The sequence below is a fragment of the Roseisalinus antarcticus genome (assembly GCF_900172355.1).
GTDB classification, from domain to species: domain Bacteria; phylum Pseudomonadota; class Alphaproteobacteria; order Rhodobacterales; family Rhodobacteraceae; genus Oceanicola; species Oceanicola antarcticus_A.
Genome location: NZ_FWFZ01000042.1, coordinates 1 through 18,735, shown reverse-complemented (window position 1 = coordinate 18,735; position 18,735 = coordinate 1). Strand labels below are relative to the sequence as shown.

At 65.2% G+C, this 18,735-nt stretch carries 20 protein-coding genes and 2 pseudogenes; 14 read left to right on the top strand and 8 right to left on the bottom strand.

Going from position 1 to position 18,735, the window contains the following annotated elements; all coding sequences use genetic code 11:
• Positions 1-21 precede the first annotated feature (21 nt).
• From ROA7023_RS20630 to ROA7023_RS20625, 3 genes are read right to left on the bottom strand one after another with little or no spacing between them, the layout of a single operon-like run.
• A complete protein-coding gene (locus tag ROA7023_RS20630; protein WP_085880885.1) occupies positions 22-534 on the bottom strand; it encodes a cupredoxin domain-containing protein in 513 nt (170 codons plus the stop codon).
• Between the two features lie 11 nt (positions 535-545).
• On the bottom strand, positions 546-932 hold the full coding sequence (locus tag ROA7023_RS24595) for a hypothetical protein (RefSeq protein ID WP_121095720.1): 387 nt from the start codon (positions 930-932) through the stop codon (positions 546-548).
• On the bottom strand, positions 932-1,396 hold the full coding sequence (locus ROA7023_RS20625; RefSeq protein WP_085880884.1) for a cytochrome c: 465 nt from the start codon (positions 1,394-1,396) through the stop codon (positions 932-934). Before ROA7023_RS20625 ends, ROA7023_RS24595 begins: the two co-directional genes overlap by 1 nt.
• A gap of 189 nt (positions 1,397-1,585) precedes the next feature.
• Here ROA7023_RS20625 and ROA7023_RS20620 point away from each other — a divergent pair, with 189 nt between their 5' ends.
• The 3 genes from ROA7023_RS20620 (at position 1,586) to ROA7023_RS20610 (ending at position 5,049) form a co-directional block, all read left to right on the top strand.
• Entirely contained in the window at positions 1,586-1,903 is a 318-nt protein-coding gene (locus ROA7023_RS20620) for a DUF2933 domain-containing protein (RefSeq protein WP_234992373.1), read from the top strand.
• A gap of 255 nt (positions 1,904-2,158) precedes the next feature.
• Positions 2,159-2,929: a DsbA family protein gene (locus tag ROA7023_RS20615; protein ID WP_085880882.1), complete on the top strand. Its 771-nt coding sequence runs from the start codon at positions 2,159-2,161 to the stop codon at positions 2,927-2,929.
• Between the two features lie 95 nt (positions 2,930-3,024).
• Positions 3,025-5,049 (top strand): protein-disulfide reductase DsbD family protein, encoded by a 2,025-nt coding sequence (locus ROA7023_RS20610; protein ID WP_234992372.1) that lies wholly within the window; start codon positions 3,025-3,027, stop codon positions 5,047-5,049.
• 106 nt (positions 5,050-5,155) lie between these two features.
• On the opposite strand, the gene ROA7023_RS20605 is transcribed toward ROA7023_RS20610, so the two are convergent.
• From ROA7023_RS20605 to ROA7023_RS20595, 3 genes are read right to left on the bottom strand one after another with little or no spacing between them, the layout of a single operon-like run.
• On the bottom strand, positions 5,156-5,476 hold the full coding sequence (locus tag ROA7023_RS20605; RefSeq protein ID WP_234992371.1) for an SHOCT domain-containing protein: 321 nt from the start codon (positions 5,474-5,476) through the stop codon (positions 5,156-5,158).
• Position 5,477: 1 nt separating this feature from the next.
• On the bottom strand, positions 5,478-6,899 hold the full coding sequence (locus tag ROA7023_RS20600; protein ID WP_085880880.1) for an ATP-binding protein: 1,422 nt from the start codon (positions 6,897-6,899) through the stop codon (positions 5,478-5,480).
• On the bottom strand, positions 6,896-7,618 hold the full coding sequence (locus ROA7023_RS20595; RefSeq protein ID WP_085880879.1) for a response regulator: 723 nt from the start codon (positions 7,616-7,618) through the stop codon (positions 6,896-6,898). Before ROA7023_RS20595 ends, ROA7023_RS20600 begins: the two co-directional genes overlap by 4 nt.
• Positions 7,619-7,788: 170 nt before the next feature.
• Here ROA7023_RS20595 and ROA7023_RS20590 point away from each other — a divergent pair, with 170 nt between their 5' ends.
• The 11 genes and pseudogenes from ROA7023_RS20590 to ROA7023_RS20540 form a co-directional block, all read left to right on the top strand.
• Positions 7,789-8,418, top strand: coding sequence for an EF-hand domain-containing protein (locus ROA7023_RS20590; protein ID WP_085880878.1), 630 nt, complete (start codon positions 7,789-7,791; stop codon positions 8,416-8,418).
• Between the two features lie 75 nt (positions 8,419-8,493).
• Positions 8,494-8,880 (top strand): DUF302 domain-containing protein, encoded by a 387-nt coding sequence (locus ROA7023_RS20585; RefSeq protein WP_085880877.1) that lies wholly within the window; start codon positions 8,494-8,496, stop codon positions 8,878-8,880.
• 14 nt (positions 8,881-8,894) lie between these two features.
• Positions 8,895-9,368 carry a rhodanese-like domain-containing protein gene (locus ROA7023_RS20580; RefSeq protein WP_085880876.1) on the top strand — a complete coding sequence of 158 codons (474 nt, stop codon included), beginning with the start codon at positions 8,895-8,897 and terminating at the stop codon, positions 9,366-9,368.
• A 1-nt stretch (position 9,369) separates the two neighbouring features.
• Complete coding sequence (locus tag ROA7023_RS20575; protein ID WP_234992370.1) at positions 9,370-10,095, top strand: TVP38/TMEM64 family protein; 726 nt, start codon at positions 9,370-9,372, stop codon at positions 10,093-10,095.
• Positions 10,092-11,411, top strand: a complete 1,320-nt coding sequence (locus tag ROA7023_RS20570; RefSeq protein WP_085880875.1) for an APC family permease — start codon at positions 10,092-10,094, stop codon at positions 11,409-11,411. The genes ROA7023_RS20575 and ROA7023_RS20570 overlap by 4 nt, the downstream gene beginning before the upstream one ends.
• A 60-nt stretch (positions 11,412-11,471) precedes the next feature.
• Positions 11,472-13,802: a heavy metal translocating P-type ATPase gene (locus ROA7023_RS20565; RefSeq protein ID WP_085880874.1), complete on the top strand. Its 2,331-nt coding sequence runs from the start codon at positions 11,472-11,474 to the stop codon at positions 13,800-13,802.
• Between the two features lie 17 nt (positions 13,803-13,819).
• On the top strand, positions 13,820-14,749 hold the full coding sequence (locus ROA7023_RS20560; protein ID WP_085880873.1) for a cation diffusion facilitator family transporter: 930 nt from the start codon (positions 13,820-13,822) through the stop codon (positions 14,747-14,749).
• The gene (locus tag ROA7023_RS20555) at positions 14,746-15,525 is read left to right on the top strand and encodes a hypothetical protein (RefSeq protein ID WP_085880872.1); all 780 of its coding nucleotides are present in this window, start codon (positions 14,746-14,748) and stop codon (positions 15,523-15,525) included. The genes ROA7023_RS20560 and ROA7023_RS20555 overlap by 4 nt, the downstream gene beginning before the upstream one ends.
• Position 15,526: 1 nt before the next feature.
• Positions 15,527-16,462, top strand: a complete 936-nt coding sequence (locus ROA7023_RS20550; protein WP_085880871.1) for a DMT family transporter — start codon at positions 15,527-15,529, stop codon at positions 16,460-16,462.
• Between the two features lie 19 nt (positions 16,463-16,481).
• A complete protein-coding gene (locus ROA7023_RS20545; protein WP_085880870.1) occupies positions 16,482-16,676 on the top strand; it encodes a heavy-metal-associated domain-containing protein in 195 nt (64 codons plus the stop codon).
• A 55-nt stretch (positions 16,677-16,731) separates the two neighbouring features.
• Positions 16,732-17,103 (top strand): annotated as a pseudogene (locus tag ROA7023_RS20540) (DUF411 domain-containing protein); the annotation flags it as partial.
• A 99-nt stretch (positions 17,104-17,202) separates the two neighbouring features.
• Here the strand turns inward: ROA7023_RS20540 and ROA7023_RS20535 are convergent.
• Together ROA7023_RS20535 and ROA7023_RS20530 are read right to left on the bottom strand one after the other, a co-directional pair.
• Positions 17,203-18,279, bottom strand: a complete 1,077-nt coding sequence (locus ROA7023_RS20535) for a DUF2793 domain-containing protein (RefSeq protein ID WP_085880869.1) — start codon at positions 18,277-18,279, stop codon at positions 17,203-17,205.
• A 10-nt stretch (positions 18,280-18,289) separates the two neighbouring features.
• A pseudogene (locus tag ROA7023_RS20530) lies at positions 18,290-18,735 on the bottom strand (baseplate multidomain protein megatron); the annotation flags it as partial.

The window sequence follows — 18,735 nt, the reverse complement described above, 5'->3', positions numbered from 1 at the left end:
CCGCCACCGGTCGTTCGTGCGTCAGGAGTCGTGTCCCATCCGGAAATCGCCCTCCATGCCGGCCTCGCGGTGGCCCGGCACGTTGCAGGCGAACCCGATCTCGCCGCCTTCGGGAAACGTCCAAATGACTTCGCCCGTATCTCTCGGCGCCAGCAGGACGCTGTTGGCGTCGTCATGCATCATCCCGGCCTCCATCATCCGGTCATGATTGATGCTGCGCATCGTCATCATACCTTCACGCATCATGGTACGCATTTCGCCAAGGTGGCCATTCCAGGTCTCGCTCGTGCCGATGTTGAACTCGTGCACGGCGCGACCAACATTCACTACTTCGAAGCGAACCGTCTCACCGGGTGCAACCTCGATCGTCTCTGGGCTGAAGTTCATCTCGTCCATTTCGACCGTGATGGTGCGGTCAACCTGTGCGGCATCGCCAGGTTCGCCGATGCCGTCTCCATGTCCAGGGCTGGCAACCGCAGTGGAAACGGCAAGGCCGGCCGCAAGGGCGGTGCCGGTCAGAAGTGTCTTGATCATATCTTGGTCTCTCATGTCTGGGGGTATTTCGGGGTATATGGTCGTGATACGGCCCAAGGTCGCGGGGGCGGAAGATCGACGGGCGCATTTCTCCCGCGTATTGTCGTTCCCGCGATCGGATGACGCGTGGCCTGGAATCCTTGTGCCTCGAATATCGGCCGGGTCATGAGAATGGCGGCAGGTGAACAAGTCGGGTCGGGGTGGCAGGAGCGGTCGACCGCGCCATCGTGCGCTGCGTGTCTGGCACCCGCGCTGTGGTTGTCCCAGACCACGGCGATGTCGAAACGCGCATCCGGTGTGTCGGCAGGGCCGGGCGCTGGATTGGCAAGGACGGCGAGCGCGATCATGAACATCGCGACAAAACATCCGCGCGCGCCGAGAAACGACCGCACCTGCATCAATTGATTCCATTCTCGCGCTGCACTTCACGGACATAGCGCACGATATACTGGACGTCGGCGCGGGTCAGACCCTCGACCGGGGGCATGTTGCCGAAGGGCCAGTGATGCGCGCGCACGCCGTTCCGAACCGCCATCTGAAAGGCTTCGTCGGAATGATGGCTCGGCTCGTATGTGCGATGGATCAGGGGCGGCGCGACGCCATTCTGACCGGCCGCGTTCGCCCCATGGCATTCAGCGCATTTGGCCTCGAAGGCGCGCTGGCCAATCGTTGCCTCGGGCGACAATTGCTCTGGAAGCCGGACCTCGACGATCGGCGCGCCCTCGGCCAGGGCGCTTAACGCAGTTGGATTCGGGTGGGCCATTGATCCTGTCTGTTCCTCGGCCCGTTGCATTGACTGCCAGATCACCACACCCAGACCGGCGGCAAGAACCCCACCGAAAAAAAGCCCGAGTTTGTCCATGTTCCCTGCCCTCAACCTGCTTGGTGCACATCACCTTGCCGCCGAATTGCGACGCACCCGGACCGCCCGATATTGAGCATTCGTTCTATCGGCTGGACCTGAACTGACAATCCGACGAGCCGCTGATTTTTGTATCCGAATGTATCCTTGACCTTTGCCCGGTAGGGGCCGCTATCGTTCGACTTGTCGATGAATAAGGCGCACATGATGACTTGGAACCCACGAAATCTGCTATCGGGTGGTGGTGGCATGAAGCTCGGCATGCTGGCCTGTTGTGCCGTGATGCTCTTGCCGCTCGGCGCGTTTCTTCTGGCAGGCGGGACGCTCGGCGGGCTTGCAAGCAATCTTGGCCTTCTGGCCCCGTTGGCGCTGTGCCTTGGCGCGCATGTCGTGATGCATCGCATGATGGGAAAATCCTGTCATGACAGCGAAGCGGACACCCGCCAGCAGGACACCGAACAGGATCGGGGCCCGACGGCGATCGGTCCTGTCGATGCCGTGCGCTGACACGGGAGCAGCGGGTTACGGACTGCGTCCGAAACTGGCCTTGGCTGCACTTCTTGCGCTGGCCGGTTGCGGAACGGCCATACAGCAATGCGCGGGTCCTGACGCAACGCTGTCCACGCGCGGTGCGGCTTTGGCACTTCCGGATGGGTGCCGCGCGGTCCGGACCGGCACCGACGGTTTCGTCACCCTCGCCTGCGAAGGCGGGAGGGTCGGCTATGCGTTCGATTCTCTCGCAAGTAACTCGCAAGAATTGCAATGACATCAAGACGTTCCACACTTGCATTTCTCGGCGTCGCTGCAGGCGTTGTTGTTGGATTCCAGACGCTTTCCTCGCTCTTGGATCGTTTTTCGGGGACGCCCAAGTTCGAGCCTTTGGCGAGCCCGGAGGGCTTCCGGCGGATATCCGGCGGAAGTTCGTCATCTGGCGCCTTCGACCCATTTGTCGGCCTTGAGGCGAAGGAAGATGGACCGAGGCCGGCGACCGTCGCCGAGGTCGAAGCGGACCTTTGCAAAGCACTTTACGCCGAGGCGCCCGAGGATTCCTCCATCGTGCCAATCGCTTCGTTTTCAGATTATTATTGCCCGTATTGTCGCGTACAAATGAGGCGCCTCGCGGATCTTGCCGAAGAACGCGATAGTGCTGTCCGGGTTTCCTGGCACGAGCTGCCGCTTCTCGGGGAAGGGTCTGACCGTGCGGCGAAAGCGGCGTTGGCAGCCAAGCGACAAGGCGCCTACGTCGCGTTTCAGGAAGCTCTGTGGACAACGCCATTCCAGCCGACGCGCGACTATCTGCTTCGATTGTCAGACAGTATCGGAATAGATGGCAACCGGCTGATCGACGATATGCAGAGCGATGAGGTCGTCGACGAACTCATGATCAGCAGAGCTCTCGCGCGGGTTTTCGGTTTCATCGGGACACCGGCTATGGTCGTCGGCGGAACGGTCATCCAGGGTGAGATTGCGGAAGGCGTATTGCGCCGATTGATTGAGATCGAGCGCGGCGAGGGCTGGCGTAGAATATGCTGAGAACATTGATCAAAAAGGCCATTCCCGCGCTCGCGATGAGCGCCTTGTTTTTTGCGATCTGGGTTCCGGCAGCCTCCGCAGCAACTTCGGAGCAGGTGACGACACCGGCACTCAGCGCACAGCTCATCACGGCGGAGAATGGCGTCGCGCGCGGCTCGGGGACGATTTCTGCCGGGCTGGCGCTGGACCTTGGCGAGGGCTGGAAGACCTATTGGCGCACACCCGGCGAGGTGGGTTTCCCGCCGGTGATCGACTGGACCGGGTCGCGCAACGTGGCCGATGTCGAATTTCAGTGGCCCGCGCCCGAACGCTTCACGGCCTTCGGCATCGAGAATTTCGGCTATCATGACGGAGTGATCTTCCCGCTGCGCATCGCGCTGGAACAGCCCGGCCAGCCCGCGCGGCTATCCGCCTCGGTGACGCTGCTGACCTGTTCCGACGTCTGCGTGCCGCAGGATTTCACCCTGACGCTGGACCTGCCCCGCGGCGCATCGATCGATACGGAGAGCGCTGCGCGCATCGCCGATTACGCGGGCCGCGTCCCGGTCGAGGCGGAACCCGGGGGCGTCCGGTCCGCCACCGCGCATGTCGATGCCGACGCAACTGCGCTGACAGTGACGCTGCGGCGGTCCTCGCCCTTCCAGACGCCGGATGTGTTCCCGGAACTGGGAGAAGGTACCTCCCTCGGGGCGCCTGACATCAGACTGGGCGAGAATGGCCGCCTGCTCTGGGCGCGCCTGCCCATCCTTTCGGCGCACGATGCCCTAACTGCTGTGCCTTCGCTCACCGCGACCGATACCGGTGGCTGGGCCGCTACCGTGACGCCGGAAATGCTGGCCACGGCACCGCCGCCGCCCTACAGCGAAGCACGCGCGGCAGTGCCGATTTCCAGCATGGGCTGGATCGCGCTGACAGCCTTTCTCGGTGGATTGATCCTGAACGTCATGCCCTGCGTGCTGCCGGTGCTGTCGATCAAGCTGTCCTCGGCCATGAAACTTGAGGGGGCCGGTCGCGCGACCGTGCGATGGGGATTCCTTGCCTCGGCCGCGGGGGTCATGGTCTTCATGTGGGGCCTCGCCGCGGTCCTTTTTGCGTTGCGGCAGGCAGGGGTCACGGTCGGCTGGGGCCTGCAATTCCAGAACCCGGTGTTCCTCGCGCTGATGATCGGCATCCTTGCCGTTTTCGCTGCGAACCTTGCGGGCGCCTTCGAGATCGCGCTGCCCGCCGGTCTGCAAACCCGGCTTGCCCGGGCCGGGCGCGCTGGGGGGCATGTGGGCGATTTCCTGACCGGGGCCTTCGCTGCACTGCTGGCCACGCCCTGCTCGGCGCCCTTTCTCGGGACGGCCATTGCCTTCGCGCTGGCCGGACGAAGCACCGACATCGCGCTGGTCTTCACCTTCCTTGGTCTGGGGCTCGCGGCTCCCTATTTTCTCGTCGCCGGACGGCCGGGCCTGGTCCGCCACCTGCCAAGGCCAGGGCGCTGGATGATCGCGCTGCGCGTGGTGCTGGGCCTTCTTCTGGCAGTCACCGCGGCTTGGCTTGTCTGGGTGCTGCAGGGCGTGGCCGGCACGACCACGATGCTCGCGGTCGTCGGGATGACGGCGGGCCTCGTTCTGCTGTTGTCGCTGCCGTGGCTCCGGGGCGCGATCCGCGCCGGGCTTGCGTTGCCTATCTTGGGGATCATGCTCTTCGGGGCTGCGTATCTGGCCGACACATCGGCGCCCCGCGCGCACTCGGCGGAGGTCACCGACTGGATCGCCTTCGACCGGGCGGAGATCGCGCGCCGCGTCTCAAGGGGCGAGGTCGTGTTCGTGGATGTCACGGCCGACTGGTGCCTGACCTGCAAGGCGAACAAGGCGCTCGTGCTCGACCGCGACCCTGTCGTCTTGACGCTTGCAGCAGACGCGATCATCCTTATGCAGGCCGACTGGACCCGACCCGATCCGGCGATTTCGCGCTATCTGGAGAGCTTCAACCGCTACGGAATTCCGTTCAACGCGGTCTATGGCCCCGCCGCACCGGACGGGATTGTCCTGCCGGAACTGCTGACCCCGGACGCGGTCATGGCGGCGCTCGATGATGCCGCGGGGGACGAAAGGGCCATCGCCGCACAACCCTGATGGGGCGCTGCCGCGCCCGTTCCAAGACGTGGCTGTCGCAATTCATGGCATGGCAATGGCCCCGGCCTTGTGCCGCTTCGGCGAGAACGGCCGGGGGGTGCCCGCCTCACTTTTCCAGCGCCTTTCGCCGGCTGTCGAACTCTTTCTCGTCGATCTCGCCCGAAGCAAAGCGTTCGCGCAGGATCTCGAGCGCATCGCGCTTTCCGCGATTGCCGCCGCCCTGGTTGTCGTTGAACCATTTCACTGCAAAGACGATCAGGGCGATGACGATACCCCAGAACAGAATCATCATCAGCCCGCCGAATATTCCGTGGCCGCCGCCCCACATCATGTGACCATATCCTTCCTGCCAGTTTTCCCCGGGGTCCGCGGCGGCCAGTGTCGGCGCCGCAAGACCGGTAATTGCCAAAAGTGCCGTTTGTCTCATTTCAAGTCTCCTTCCGTTGTCTCTCGTCGTTGATGGGTGCGTCCTCCGACAGCGGGATGAAGATCGAAGCCTTCAGTCCGCCTTCGGCACGGTTTTCGAGCCGGATGTCGCCGCCGTGTCCGCGCACGATTGCCCGCGCGATGGCAAGGCCCAGCCCGTGTCCCCCGGTTTCGAGCGAGCGGGACGCTTCCAGGCGGTGAAACGGCGCGAAAACCTCCTCGAGCTCTTCCTCGGGGATTCCGGGGCCGTGATCGGTGACCTCGATCACCAGATCGTCGCCCGCGCGGCCCCAGCCGACCGTCGCGCTGCCACCGTAACGGATGGCGTTCTCCGCCAGGTTCCGAACGGCCCTGCGCAGGGCGAGCGGGCGAATGCGCACCGTCATCGACGGGCCACCAGTCAGCGCGAACGGCGTGACCTTGTCGTCTGCCAGTGTCTCCAGCCAGTCGCGCACGTCGACGACCTCCGAGGGTTCGTGGCCCGCCAGTCCTTCGGCGAATGTCAGGGTGGCCTCGGCCATGGTCTGCATCTCGTCGATGGAGGCGATCAGGCTTTCGCGGGTCTCCTCGTCCTCGACCAGTTCAGCATCGAACCGCATCGCCGTGAGAGGCGAGCGCAGATCATGGCTGACCGCAGCGAGAATGCGGGTGCGATCCGCGACAAAGCGCGTCAGCCGTTCCTGCATGCGGTTGAACGCGCGGGTGAGGTCCCGCACCTCCTCGGGGCCGGCGACCGGCAGCGGATCAACCGCGTCACCGCGACCCAGATCCTCGGCGGCGCGCGAAAGATCCCGTAGGGGCCCGGTCAGGCGGGTCATCACGAACCAGAATACCGCGACGAGGATGAGCGCGGCTGTCAGTCCGAAGGTCAGGAAAGAGGAAAGAGGCCATTGCAAAGGCGGGCGCTCGAACCGCGTGGCGACGTTCAGCCATTGGCCGCCGGCCAGCGCGATGGACAGGGTCATCTCGACCGCCTGCATCCTGCCACGCATCATCTCCTGATGCATCCGAGCCATTTGCGGCGACAGGTTCGGGATCGGATGAAGCGGGACGCCGGTTTCTCTGAGGTTAACGCGGATGTCGCGACTGAAGCCGTCGCCAAGCAATGCGCGGACGCGCGTTTCGATATAGGCTGCGTGATGATGGTCAGGCGCGGTGACGCTCGGGGCGGGCGCAAGGTCGAACCGCACCAGCGGCGAATTCGCCGCCCGCACGATAGACGCGGAAAGATCGGGCGGCGCTTCTTCCAACAGGCGCACGACATTGGCGGCGCGCCCCGCCGCCTCGAAGCCAAGGGCGGCGCGAACGGCCAGGCTGCGTTCGTCCGCGAAGAGCCACAGGCTCACCGCCTGCGCGATGGCCAATGCCCCAAGAATGAGGATCACGAGCTGCGCGCGCAGGCTGCCGATGCGCGGCCGGGTCACGCGATCACCTCGACATCCGCGTTCAGACTGTAGCCGTGGCTCCGGACGGTCGTGATGAGCGTCGGGCGCAACGCGTCCGTCTCGATCTTGCGCCGCAGCCGACTGATCTGGTTGTCGATCGTGCGGTCGAGCGGGCCCGCCGCGCGCCCCGCCGTGAGATCGAGAAGCTGTTCGCGGCTCAGGACGGTGCGCGGACGCGCCAGAAGGACCGTCAAGAGCCGGAAATCCGCCGTCGTCAGTTGCACGCGATTGCCGTCCCGGTCGGTAATGACATGGGCGTCGGTATCGAGAGCCAGCCCGCCGAACCGCAGGATGCGCCCCGAAAGTGCCCCGGCCTCGCTCATCTCCTCGGGTGCGCGGCGCAGTACCGCCTTGATCCGTGCGAGCAGCTCGCGCGGGTTGAACGGTTTCGGGAGGTAGTCGTCCGCGCCGATCTCCAGACCCACGATACGGTCCTGATCCTGCCCGAGCGCAGTCAGCATGATGATCGGAAGCCGTTTCTCGGCCGATAGACGTTTGCAGATCGAAAGCCCGTCCTCGCCCGGCATCATGACGTCGAGCACCATCAGGTCGTAGTGTCCTTTCGCGAGCTTCTCGTCCATGTCTCGGGCATCCTTCGCCGCCGTCGCCCGCATGCCATTGCGTTCCAGGAATCGCGTGACCGAATCCCGTATCTGGCGGTGATCGTCGACAACCAGGATATGCGGCAAGCTATTCATCCTTATCATTTGGCAGGGTGGCGACACAGGGTCAGCACCGCGATTGTAGCGCTTTGTATCAGGCACCCGCGTTGCGACGAACGGATACAAAATCGGAAATGACGCAGCCTTGGCGTTCTTTATTACTTTCCCATGTCGGTTAGGCATTTCACACGAGAAAGGATACGGACATGAAAACTGGAGCGAAACTCGCGGTGGCGACCGCCATTCTGATGTCTATGGGCGGGGCCGCGCTGGCCGCGGGCGATCATGGGCATGGCGGTCAGGGCGCGCCGGGAGCGCAAGGTCCCGGCGCCGGCAACCATGACATGATGCAGACGATGATGCGGATGCACGCCCAGATGATGGGGAGCAGCGGTCCCTTGGGCGGCATGGCCATGATGGACGCCGGTGGCCGCATGTCGGGCATGGGCATGATGGGCGGCGGAGCGTCGCTGATGGGCATGGGAATGGAGCGATTCGACGCGGATGGCGATGGCACGGTGACATCGCAGGAGGCCCACGAAGGACTGCAGGCCCTGCTGGCGGAATATGACGCCGATGGCGACGAAACGCTGTCGCTCGCAGAATTCGAGACCCTCCACAGCGCGCTCATTCGCGAAACCATGGTAGACCGCTTCCAGTTCCTCGACGACGATGGCGACGGCGCGGTGTCGGTGGCAGAGATCGTCAAGCCGGCTGACATGATGGAGCGTATGAAGACGATGCGCGACGGCATGATGCCCGGCCCGAACGGCGGCATGCAGGGCGACGGCGGCATGATGGGGACACCCGGCGAGGGTCGCATGGGAAATAACTGAGCCCACCTTTCCGCCACCCCTTGCCCGGTTCCGCATCGAGCGGGACTGGGCCTCAACCATGGAAGGACGGACAGAATGGCATATACGCACGATCGGGTGATGGTGGGCTCCGACATCGACGACGCGGAGGCCCGCGTACGCGCGGCGCTGACGGAGGCAGGCTTCGGCGTTCTGACCGAGATCGACGTCAAGGCGACGATGAAGAAGAAGATCGACAAGGACATGGATGGCTACAAGATCCTTGGCGCCTGCAATCCTAACATGGCCTGGGAAGCCATGGGCCTCGAGCCGCGGATCGGCGCGATGCTGCCCTGCAATGTCATCCTGCGCAGCGTCGAGGGTGGTACGGAGGTCAGCGCCATCGACCCGGTCGCCTCCATGCAGGCAGTGGACAATGCCGCGTTGCACAAGGTGGCCGGCGAGGTCCGCGACATGCTCGTGCGCGCTGTGGAAGCGGCCTGAGGACAGTGGCGACCATGACACGCTTTCTTGACCGGCGCCTCGTCCTTCTCGGCCTGTCCGCAGCGCCACTTTGGCTCGCGGCGTCTCGCGCTCTGGCGCAGAGTCGAGCGATCTGGTCGGCAAAAGAGGCACATGACGCGCTTCTTGGCGACACCGCGCGCGTGATCGATGTCAGATCGCGCGCGGAATGGCAGGAAACCGGTGTCGGCGCCGGGGTCTGGCCGATCAGCATGCATGAAGACGGGTTCGCGGAACGGCTCTTCGCCGCGAAAGTCCTGGCCGGCGCGCGCGAGGCTGGACTGATCTGCGCGACCGGAGGCCGGTCCGCGGCGCTGCTGGACACCCTGACCCGGTCTGGCCACGCGGGCTTTGCCAACGTCTCCGAGGGCATGCTCGGATCGCCGCGCGGCCCCGGCTGGCTGGCCGCGGGCTTGCCCGTCGTTCCACTCGACACAGCCCTCGCGTCGCTGCCCGACGATCTTCGCTGAGATGCCGGGCGCGCGCACCAGATCGGTTCGGGACGCCTGGCTGCATCGGGCCGGGTTCTGGATCGCGGCCGCTTTCGTGGCGCTCCTGATCCTCGCCTGGGCCATGGATTGGTTGCCCGGCGCCATCGACCGGACAACGATCGAGGCATGGGTGGCGTCGGCCGGGTCGTGGGGGCCGCTTGCGGTGATCGCTCTCATGACCGCTGCGGTCGTCGCAAGCCCCATCCCAAGCGCGCCGATCGCGCTCGCATCCGGGGCGGCCTACGGCCACTATGCGGGCATGGTGTATGTTGCGCTTGGGGCGGAAATCGGGGCGATAATGGCATTCCTGATCGCGCGCAGGCTTGGGCGAGGACCGGTCGAGCGCCTCCTGGGTGACAAGGCCGATTACGGGCTGCTTGGCTCGCAGAACGCGCTGACGCTCACCGTGTTCGTCAGCCGTCTTCTGCCCTTCGTGTCCTTCGACGCGATGAGCTATACGGCCGGGCTGAGCCGTCTTCATTTCTGGCGCTTCGGTCTGGCAACGATGGCCGGGATCCTGCCGGCCAGCTTCCTGCTGGCGCATTTCGGCAGCGCCGCGATGGACGGCGATTTTGGCAGTGCCGAATGGGTCGTGCTCGGGCTCGGGCTCGCGACGGCGGTTCCCCTGGTCGTCCTCGCGCTCCGCCGTGGCACACCCGGGAATGCCGACGCACCTGAAACCGATCAAAAGGAAGACGTGTCATGAGTTCCGAATATCGGAAAAACAGCATCACCTTGCCCGGCGCAGTGGCCATGGGCACCGGGGTCATGATCGGCGCGGGCATCTTCGCGCTGACCGGGCAGATCGCCGAGCTTGCCGGGCCGCTCTTCCCGCTGTCTTTTATCGTCGGTGCAATCGTGACCGCGTTCAGCGCCTACACCTACGCCAAGATGTCGAACGCCTTTCCGTCCGCGGGCGGCATCGGGATGATCCTGACGAAAGCCTACGGGCCGACGGCGATCGCGGCGGGCGCCGCGATGCTGATGGCGCTGTCGATGGTGATCGCCGAGAGTCTCGTGGCGCGAACCTTCGCGACCTATGTTCTGCGACCCTTCGACATCACGGAGGGGCCGCTGGTACCGGTCATCGCCGTCGCAGTGATCCTGTTTGCCTTCTTCGTGAACGTTGCCGGCAACCGGTCGGTCGGGCTCTTCTCGCTGGTGATGGCCTTGATCAAGATCGGCGGCATCGCGATCTTCGGAATTGCGGCCCTGTGGTCGAGCGGCGTCGGCTTTTCCGCCGCCTCCGAGGTCGGCCACGAGTTCACCGCGACCGGCTTTGTCGCCTCCGTGGCGCTGGCCATTCTGGCCTTCAAGGGCTTTACCACGATCACCAACAGCGGCGCCGAGATCACTGACCCGCACCACAATGTGGGCCGGGCGATCACGATCTCGATCACGCTCTGCGTCGTCGTATACCTGCTGGTCGCCTTCGGTGTCGGGTCGAGCCTGACCATCGACCGTATCATCGAAGCGCGCGACTATTCCCTGGCCGAGGCGGCCGAACCCGCGCTCGGGCAGGCGGGGTTCCTGCTCACGGTGCTTCTCGCGGCGGTGGCAACTGCTTCGGGGCTGCTGGCGAGCATCTTTGCGGTGTCGCGCATGCTGGCTATGCTGACCGACATGAAGATGATCCCTCACAGCCATTTCGGCATGTCGGGCGGGATCCAGCGCCACATGCTGATCTACACCGTCGTCATCGGCTCGGCGCTGACCGTGTTTTTCGACCTCGGCCGGATCGCGTCGCTGGGCGTCTTCTTCTACCTGGTGATGGACATCATCGTTCACTTGGGCGTGTTCCGGCATCTCCGCCGGGAGATCGGCGCGCGCGGCTGGGTGCTGCTGACGGCGATCGTGCTCGACATGGTGGTGCTGGCCGCCTTCGCCGCGATGAAGTGGCAGTCCGATCCGTTGATCGTCGTACTTGGCGCGACCGGCATGGCGTTGGTGTTCCTGTTCGAGCTGGTCTTTCTTGCGCGCAATCCGATCACAGAAGGCCATCCCGACCACCATCAAAAGTGACTTGAGCTTCCAGTCGCTGGAGGCGTGACACTGCGACCGAACCAGAAAGGTGCGCACAGCATGGACCACGATCATCATCACGCGGCGTCCGACATACCCGCAGGAACCGAGACGGCGAAGGACCCGGTCTGCGGGATGAGTGTCGCGGTCAAGCCGGACGGGCGGCACGCGGAGTTCCGGGGCGAGACCTTCCATTTCTGCTCCGAGAAATGCCAGACCAAGTTCAAGGCCGACCCGTGGCACTACGCGTCGGGCCGCGCCGCAGGGAAGAAGAAGGCCGCCCCCGCGGACGTCCAGTACACCTGCCCCATGCACCCCGAGATCGTGCGCGACGAACCCGGAAGCTGCCCGATCTGCGGCATGGCGCTGGAGCCGATGGTGCCATCGGACGAGCCCAGCGAGGAGCTGACGGACTTCACCCGCCGAATGTGGATCAGCGCGGCGGCGGCCGTGCCACTGGTCATCCTCACGATGGGCGAACTGGTCGGCCTGCCGGTCCGCGACTGGCTTGGGCATCAACTGTCGGTCTACGTCGAGTTCGTCCTCGCCACGCCCGTCATCCTCTGGGCGGCGCTTCCGTTCTTCAGGCGCGGCATCGACTCTTTCCGCAACCTGTCGCCCAACATGTGGACGCTGATCTCGTTGGGCGTCGGAGCGGCCTATATCTACTCGCTCTTCGCCACATTCGCGCCCGGCGTTTTTCCCGAGCAGTATCGCATGGGCGATGGGGTCGGCACTTATTTCGAAGCAGCTGTCGTGATCGTCGCACTGGTCTTCGTGGGTCAGGTGCTGGAGCTTCGCGCGCGGGAACGCACCGGCGACGCGATCCGCGCGCTGATGGATCTCGCGCCCAAGACCGCGCGCCGCATCCTGCCGGACGGCTCGGAATACGATGCGCCGCTCGAGAACATCGTAGAAGGCGACATGCTGCGTGTGCGACCAGGCGACAGCGTGCCGGTCGATGGCGAGGTGGTCGAGGGCCGGTCCTCCGTCGACGAAAGCATGATTACGGGCGAACCTGTACCCGTGGAGAAGACCGAGGGCGACCGGGTCACGGGCGGCACGATCAACAAGAACGGGACGCTGGCGATCCGGGCGACGCAGGTCGGAGCTGACACCGTGCTGGCCCAGATCGTCGAGATGGTCGCCGGCGCCCGGCGCTCCCGCGCGCCAATCCAGGGGTTGGCCGACCGGGTCTCGTCGATCTTCGTACCGACGGTCGTCGCGGTGGCCATCGCGGCGTTCTTCGCCTGGCTTGCCTTCGGTCCCGAACCGGCGCTGGCCTTCGCCATCGCCTCGGCCGTCTCTGTCCTGATCATCGCCTGTCCCTGTGCTCTCGGCCTCGCAACGCCGATCTCGATCACAACCGCCGCAGGACGCGGCGCACAAGCGGGCGTGCTGATCAAGGACGCCGAGGCGCTGGAACGCATGGCTCGCGTCGATACCGTGATCGTGGACAAGACCGGCACGTTGACCGAGGGCAAGCCCACGCTCACCGATGTCGTGGCGCTGCAGGGCGACGAGGCGGAGGTGCTGGGCCTTGCCGCTGCGTTGGAGCGCGGCTCCGAGCACCCGCTCGCCGAGGCGATTGTCGCGGGCGCGCGGGATCGCGGTCTGTCGCCCGGCAGCGCGGCCGATTTCGAAGCGGTAACAGGCAAGGGCGTGCGCGGCACCGTCGATGGACGCCGCGTGGCGCTCGGCAACCCGGCGATGATGCAGGATTTCGGCCTTGAGACCGGAAAAGCCGAGGCGCGGGCCGACACGCTCCGCGCGGATGGCAAGACAGCGATGTTCGTGGCCGTCGATGGCGCGCTGGCCGGGATCGTCGCCGTGGCCGATCCGATCAAGCAAAGCACCGAAGGGGCGATCCGCGATCTGCATGCGCTCGGTCTGACCATCATCATGGCGACCGGCGACAACCAGCGCACGGCCGAGGCTGTCGCGCGGCAACTCGGCATCGACGAGGTGCGCGCCGGGGTTCTGCCCGAAGATAAGCAGAAGCTGGTCGAGGAACTGCGCGCCAAGGGCGCGTCGGTGGCGATGGCCGGCGACGGGGTGAACGACGCCCCGGCGCTGGCGGCGGCGGACGTGGGCATCGCCATGAGCACGGGCGCCGACGTGGCGGTGGAAAGCGCCGGCATCACGCTGATGCGCGGCGATCTGGTGGGGCTCGTGCGGGCGCGCAAGCTGGCCGTGGCGACGCTGCGCAACATCCGGCAGAACCTGTTCTTCGCCTTCGCCTATAACGCGGCGGGCGTGCCGATCGCCGCCGGGGTCCTCTATCCGGTCGTGGGGCTGCTGCTGTCACCGATGATCGCCGCGGCGGCGATGAGCCTCTCGTCGGTCTCGGTGATCTCGAACGCGCTGCGGCTTCGCCGCGTCCGGCTCTGATCGAAAGGAGAACATCCATGGCCAACGGGCATCACGGGCACATGCCGTCGAGCGGCCGCGGAATGGCGATCTCCGCCTGGCTGACGGGGGTTTACTTCGTGATCGAGATGGGCATCGGCCTCTGGACCGGGTCGATCGCGGTGATCTCGGACGCGTTCCACACCTTCTCCGCCGTCGGCGGCGTGCTTGTGGCCATCGTCGCCGCGCGTCTGGCCCGGCGTCCCGCCGACGAGGACCGCAGCTTCGGCTGGTATCGCGCCGAAATCATCGGTGCGCTGGTCAACGGCGGCTTCCTGCTCGGCATGGCCCTGGTCGTCATCGTGATGGCGGCCATGCGCCTGTCGGACCCGATCGCGTTGCCGACCGGCCCGATGCTGCTGGCCGCTGCCGGCGGGCCGGTGACCGAGTTCATATCGCTGGGACTGATCTGGAAGCAGAGCAAGAGCGACCTCAACGTGAAGGGCGCGCTCTGGCATATCATCCAGACCTTCGTCGGCAGCCTGCTGATCATCGTCACCGCATTGGTGATCAAGTTCACAGGCTTCCTGCTCATCGACCCGATCCTCGGCATGGCGTTCGGCTTCGTGCTGCTCTGGGCAAGCTGGGGTATCCTGCGCGACTCCATGCATCTTTTGATGGAGGGCACGCCGGCCGATGTCAGCCTTCCGGAGGTCACGCGTAGGCTCGAAGCCCTCGGCGGCGTGGCCTACGCCCACCACGTTCACGCCTGGGCGCTGACCAGCGGGAAGCACGTATTTTCCGGTCACCTGCGCGTGCAAGAGGGCGCCGACCCACAGGAAGTGCTAAAGGCTGCATACGGGATGCTGCGTGACCGCTTCGGCTTCTTCTTCGTGACCTTGCAGGTCGAGGACCGTTGTCTCGATGAAAGCGGCGCCGAAACGATCGACATCACCCGTACGCCGACCGCCGAAAGGACGGCGACATGAACGGTCCTGCGACCCAATCGGCGCCATCGATTCGGCTTAGACTTGCGCGGCGGATCATCCGGCGCGTCATCAGACAGGCCGCCCGCAGAGGGCTGGCCAACAATCTCCTGACATATTCGGACGGCACGCAGACCCGCTGGCTCGATCCCGAGATCGACCGGTTCCTCAAGGCGATGGACGGCGAGGTATGCCGCCTGCGGTCGCAGGCGGATTTGGACGCGCTCCCCGGCTTTGGCAACGCGGTGATGGTCGAACTGGCCGCGTGGAGCACAGCCGCCGACCGCAGCTTGCGCCATCTCGGCGTGACGCCCAAGACAGCGCACCGCGTGGTGGCCGATCTCGGATGGGACGTCTATCGCCGGATGCTGCGGCTGAGTTCGCTGCCCGCCCGCCTGGTGACGCGCGATCCGGGGCGGCGGCTGCGTTGGACAATCCGCGCACTCCTCGTTTTCCCGTTCCATGCCCCGGGGGCGCCCGGCTATGCGGTGGAGACTTGGCGCGACGGCGACGACATCCTCACACATTTCACATGCTGCCCGCCACAGAGCTTCGTGCGCCGGGTGGCCGAGACCGAGGACGACCCCGACACGCTCGAAGCATTCCGCCAGAGTTGGTGCACCTACGACTGGCCGGGTGCGGATCTGATCGCCGGAGACGGAAAGCGCAGCCATTATCGCCGCCGCCGGACACTGTCGCACGGGGACACCATGTGCGACATGTGCTGGGCGGCGCGTTCGCAAGGGCGCGGGAGCTCTCCACACGCTCGGAAAACGTAACATGCGCATCTTTCTTCTGCTCGCCTTGATCACCGCCTCCGAGGCGACAATCGGCGTCTTCGTCAAGCTGACCGGGGATGCGATCCCGATCCAGACGCTGAACTTCTACGCGCTGAGCTTTGCCGCCGCGTTCCTGGCACTGTCCATCCCGCAAACGACCGGGCGACCTCTAAGGTTTCCCCGCGGCAACGTGAAGGACACGGTCATTATCGGGGCGCTCATCGCCGCTCAAATCAGCGTTTTCAACTATGCCATGACGCTCGTGCCGATCGCGAATGCCGTGGTGTTCTGGAGCGTCGCCCCGTTCTTCGTGTTCATCTTCTCGGCACTGTTCCTCGGTGAGCCCGCGAAGAAAAGCTATGTGTTGATCTTCGGGCTCGCGCTGGTGGGCATCGTGCTAGCCAAACCGCTGGCGGGAGGCGACTGGTTCGGCAACCTTGTCGCGCTCAGCACCGGGGCGATCTATGCCGGCATGGTCACATACATGCGCCATGAGGGACGCGAGGAGACGGGCAATGATATCTTCTGGTCGATGGCGGCCGGGGCGATACTGCTGTCGCCGGCGCTGGTTCTCGCAGGGCCGGGCGAAGTCGGCAAAATCGTCGCCTATCCTGCCCTCGGTCTGTCACTTCCCGTCATGCTGTGGGCGGTCTGCCTCGGCATCGTCTCGACGGGGTTCGCCTATTTCGGCATTTCGCTGGTGCTCAAGCAGATCACAGCGAACATCTATTCGCTGGTCGACATCATCGTCTCGCCGATCGTGGCGGCAACCCTCGGCTACCTTGTCTTTGGCGAAGTTCCGGCGCAGGGCATGATCTTTGGTGGAGGATTGTTACTCCTGTCCGGCTTCTTGCTGACGCGCGAGATGAGCCGCGGCAAGGAAACTGCGGCCGTCCACCCGTGCCAATGCAACCGAACGAATGCAGTTGGCGCCTGAAATGAAGGGATAAATCAAGATGAAGTTCCACGTGCCCGACATGAGCTGTGGCCACTGCACCGCTGCCATAGACAAGGCCCTCAAGGCGATTGATCCGGACGCGAGAGTCGATAGCGATCTGACCTTGAAGACCGTAGCGGTTGTGTCCGCCCAGGATGCTGGCGCGTTCCAGACCGCCCTGAGGGAGGCCGGCTATCCCGGCACTCCGGCCTGACGAGCTGATAAACGATTTCGGCACACGCGTGCGCTGAAACCGAACAGGATCCATAATGTACAATAAAATGAACAGACGCACTTTCCTTGTTGCGAGCGCGGCAGCCACCGGGCTCGCCGGGCAAGCTGCTGCTCAGGCGCGGGCGCCGCGCGTCGAAGTCTACAAGTCGCCGACCTGCGGCTGCTGCACAGCATGGGCCCGACACATGGCCCAGAACAGTTTTTTGGTGGATGCACGGGACGTCGATCAGCAGACCCTGAACGCTCTCAAGGAACGGTCCGGGATCACACGTGCACTGGCCTCCTGCCATACGGCGTTCGTCGATGGATACGTCGTCGAAGGTCACGTGCCCGCCAGCGATGTCCAGCGCCTGCTGGCCGAGCAGCCGGATGCGCTTGGCCTGACCGTTCCGGGCATGCCGATCGGCTCGCCGGGGATGGAGATGGGCAATCAGCGCGATGCATTCGACACGCTGCTCGTGATGCGCGACGCCGCGTTTGATGTAACGATCGCTTGCAGCCCCGGATCAGCCGATCTTGCAGCCCCAGAACGATGTCTCATCGGCGGTGAAGTAGCCATCCGCGGCGCGGAAGTTTCCTTGCAGCTCGACGGTGTCGCCGGAGGTGAGGGCGACCGTGGTTTGCAGCCAAAGCGCCGTGGCCTCGGAGAAATGCGCGCCGCTGATCTCGCCGCGCGACCCGCGGATCTCGGTCGTGCCGTTCAGGACGAGCCGCCCGCGCATGCGCGCCGACGTGCTGGCGTTCACCTTGTAAAGGAGCGTGGCGCCGAAGAGGTAGGTGCCGGCCACAGGCGTCACGAAGCGATTGTTAGCGGCGTCGAAGGCGGCCTGATCGTTGTAGTCGGTATTGTTGATCCCGATCTTCGTCCAGGTGTCGATGCCGACATAGTTGTCGTAGTTGGTGTAGCCCTTGAACCGCGGCAGCCGGGGCTGGTCGACGATGCCGGTGTCGTTGTCGACGCTCAACCCGTCGAGGAAGGTGCTGCCGTCGGCGGAGACCGCCAGGCGGAAGCGGTCCGACCCGAAGAGGCCGACCAGCGCTTTGGTCACGAAGCCGGTCTGCAGCGTCAGCCCGAGATCGTCGGCCGCGGCCTCCTTGTTCATGGTGTAGAAGAGATCGCCGGTCCCGCCTTCGGCCACGGTTTTCGCTGTCCAGAGCGCCGCGTTCAGCTTGGCCGAGAATGGGCTCGACGTATCCGCCGTCGTACCCAGCCCCAAAAACGCGAGGTTCTGCAGCGCCGCCGGGGTGGTTCCGACCCAGCCCGCGCCGTCGTAGACGAGCAGCACCCCTTCGTCCTCGACCCACGCCCGCCAGCCGGTCCGTGGTGGCAGGCGCAGCCAGGCGCCGTCCGTCCAGAGCGCCACGTTCAGGTCCCAGCCAGCCCAGTCGCCCGTCGCGCCCGAGCCGACGATGTGGCGGTCGCCATCGGTGGGGCTTCCGGGTGGCGTGGTCAGATCTCGGTCTAGGACGGAAAGCTGGACGAGCCCGTCGAGCAGCCTCAGCGCCTCGTTATGGGTGACATGCTTCTGGGCCTGCGCCGCCAGGATGTAGGGCAGCAGGAGATGGGTCGTGGCGTCGGACATGGGATGGCCTTCAGAGTGTAAGCGTGACGGTTTTTGGCGCACCTCGCCCCACAAGGGCGGAGAGCTGAAAGATGCGGATGTCGAGCGTGTCGCCGGGGGCGAGCGGCGCGCCCCAGTCGGCGGTCTGCTGGGCGGCCGTGTAGACCGCGCTGGTGGTGGCGGTGCTCAGCACCCGCTTCAAGATGGCGTCGTCGAGGATCTCGACCTCGTAGGCTTCCAGTTCCTCGGCCAGCGGCACCTCCAGCCCGCCCCAGCTGTCAGCGGCGAGCGCACGGGAGCGGCGCGTCCAGCGGATGGTCAGATCGCCGGACGTGCGCGGCCTGCGCCAAGGCTGCTCGACATGGGCGACGGAGAACGGACGGAGCCCGATGCCCGCAGGCGTGAAGGCCTGTGCGACATAGGTCTCGTCGCTGACCGCACGGCTCGCCGGGCCGATGCGCCAGTTCCACGGGATGC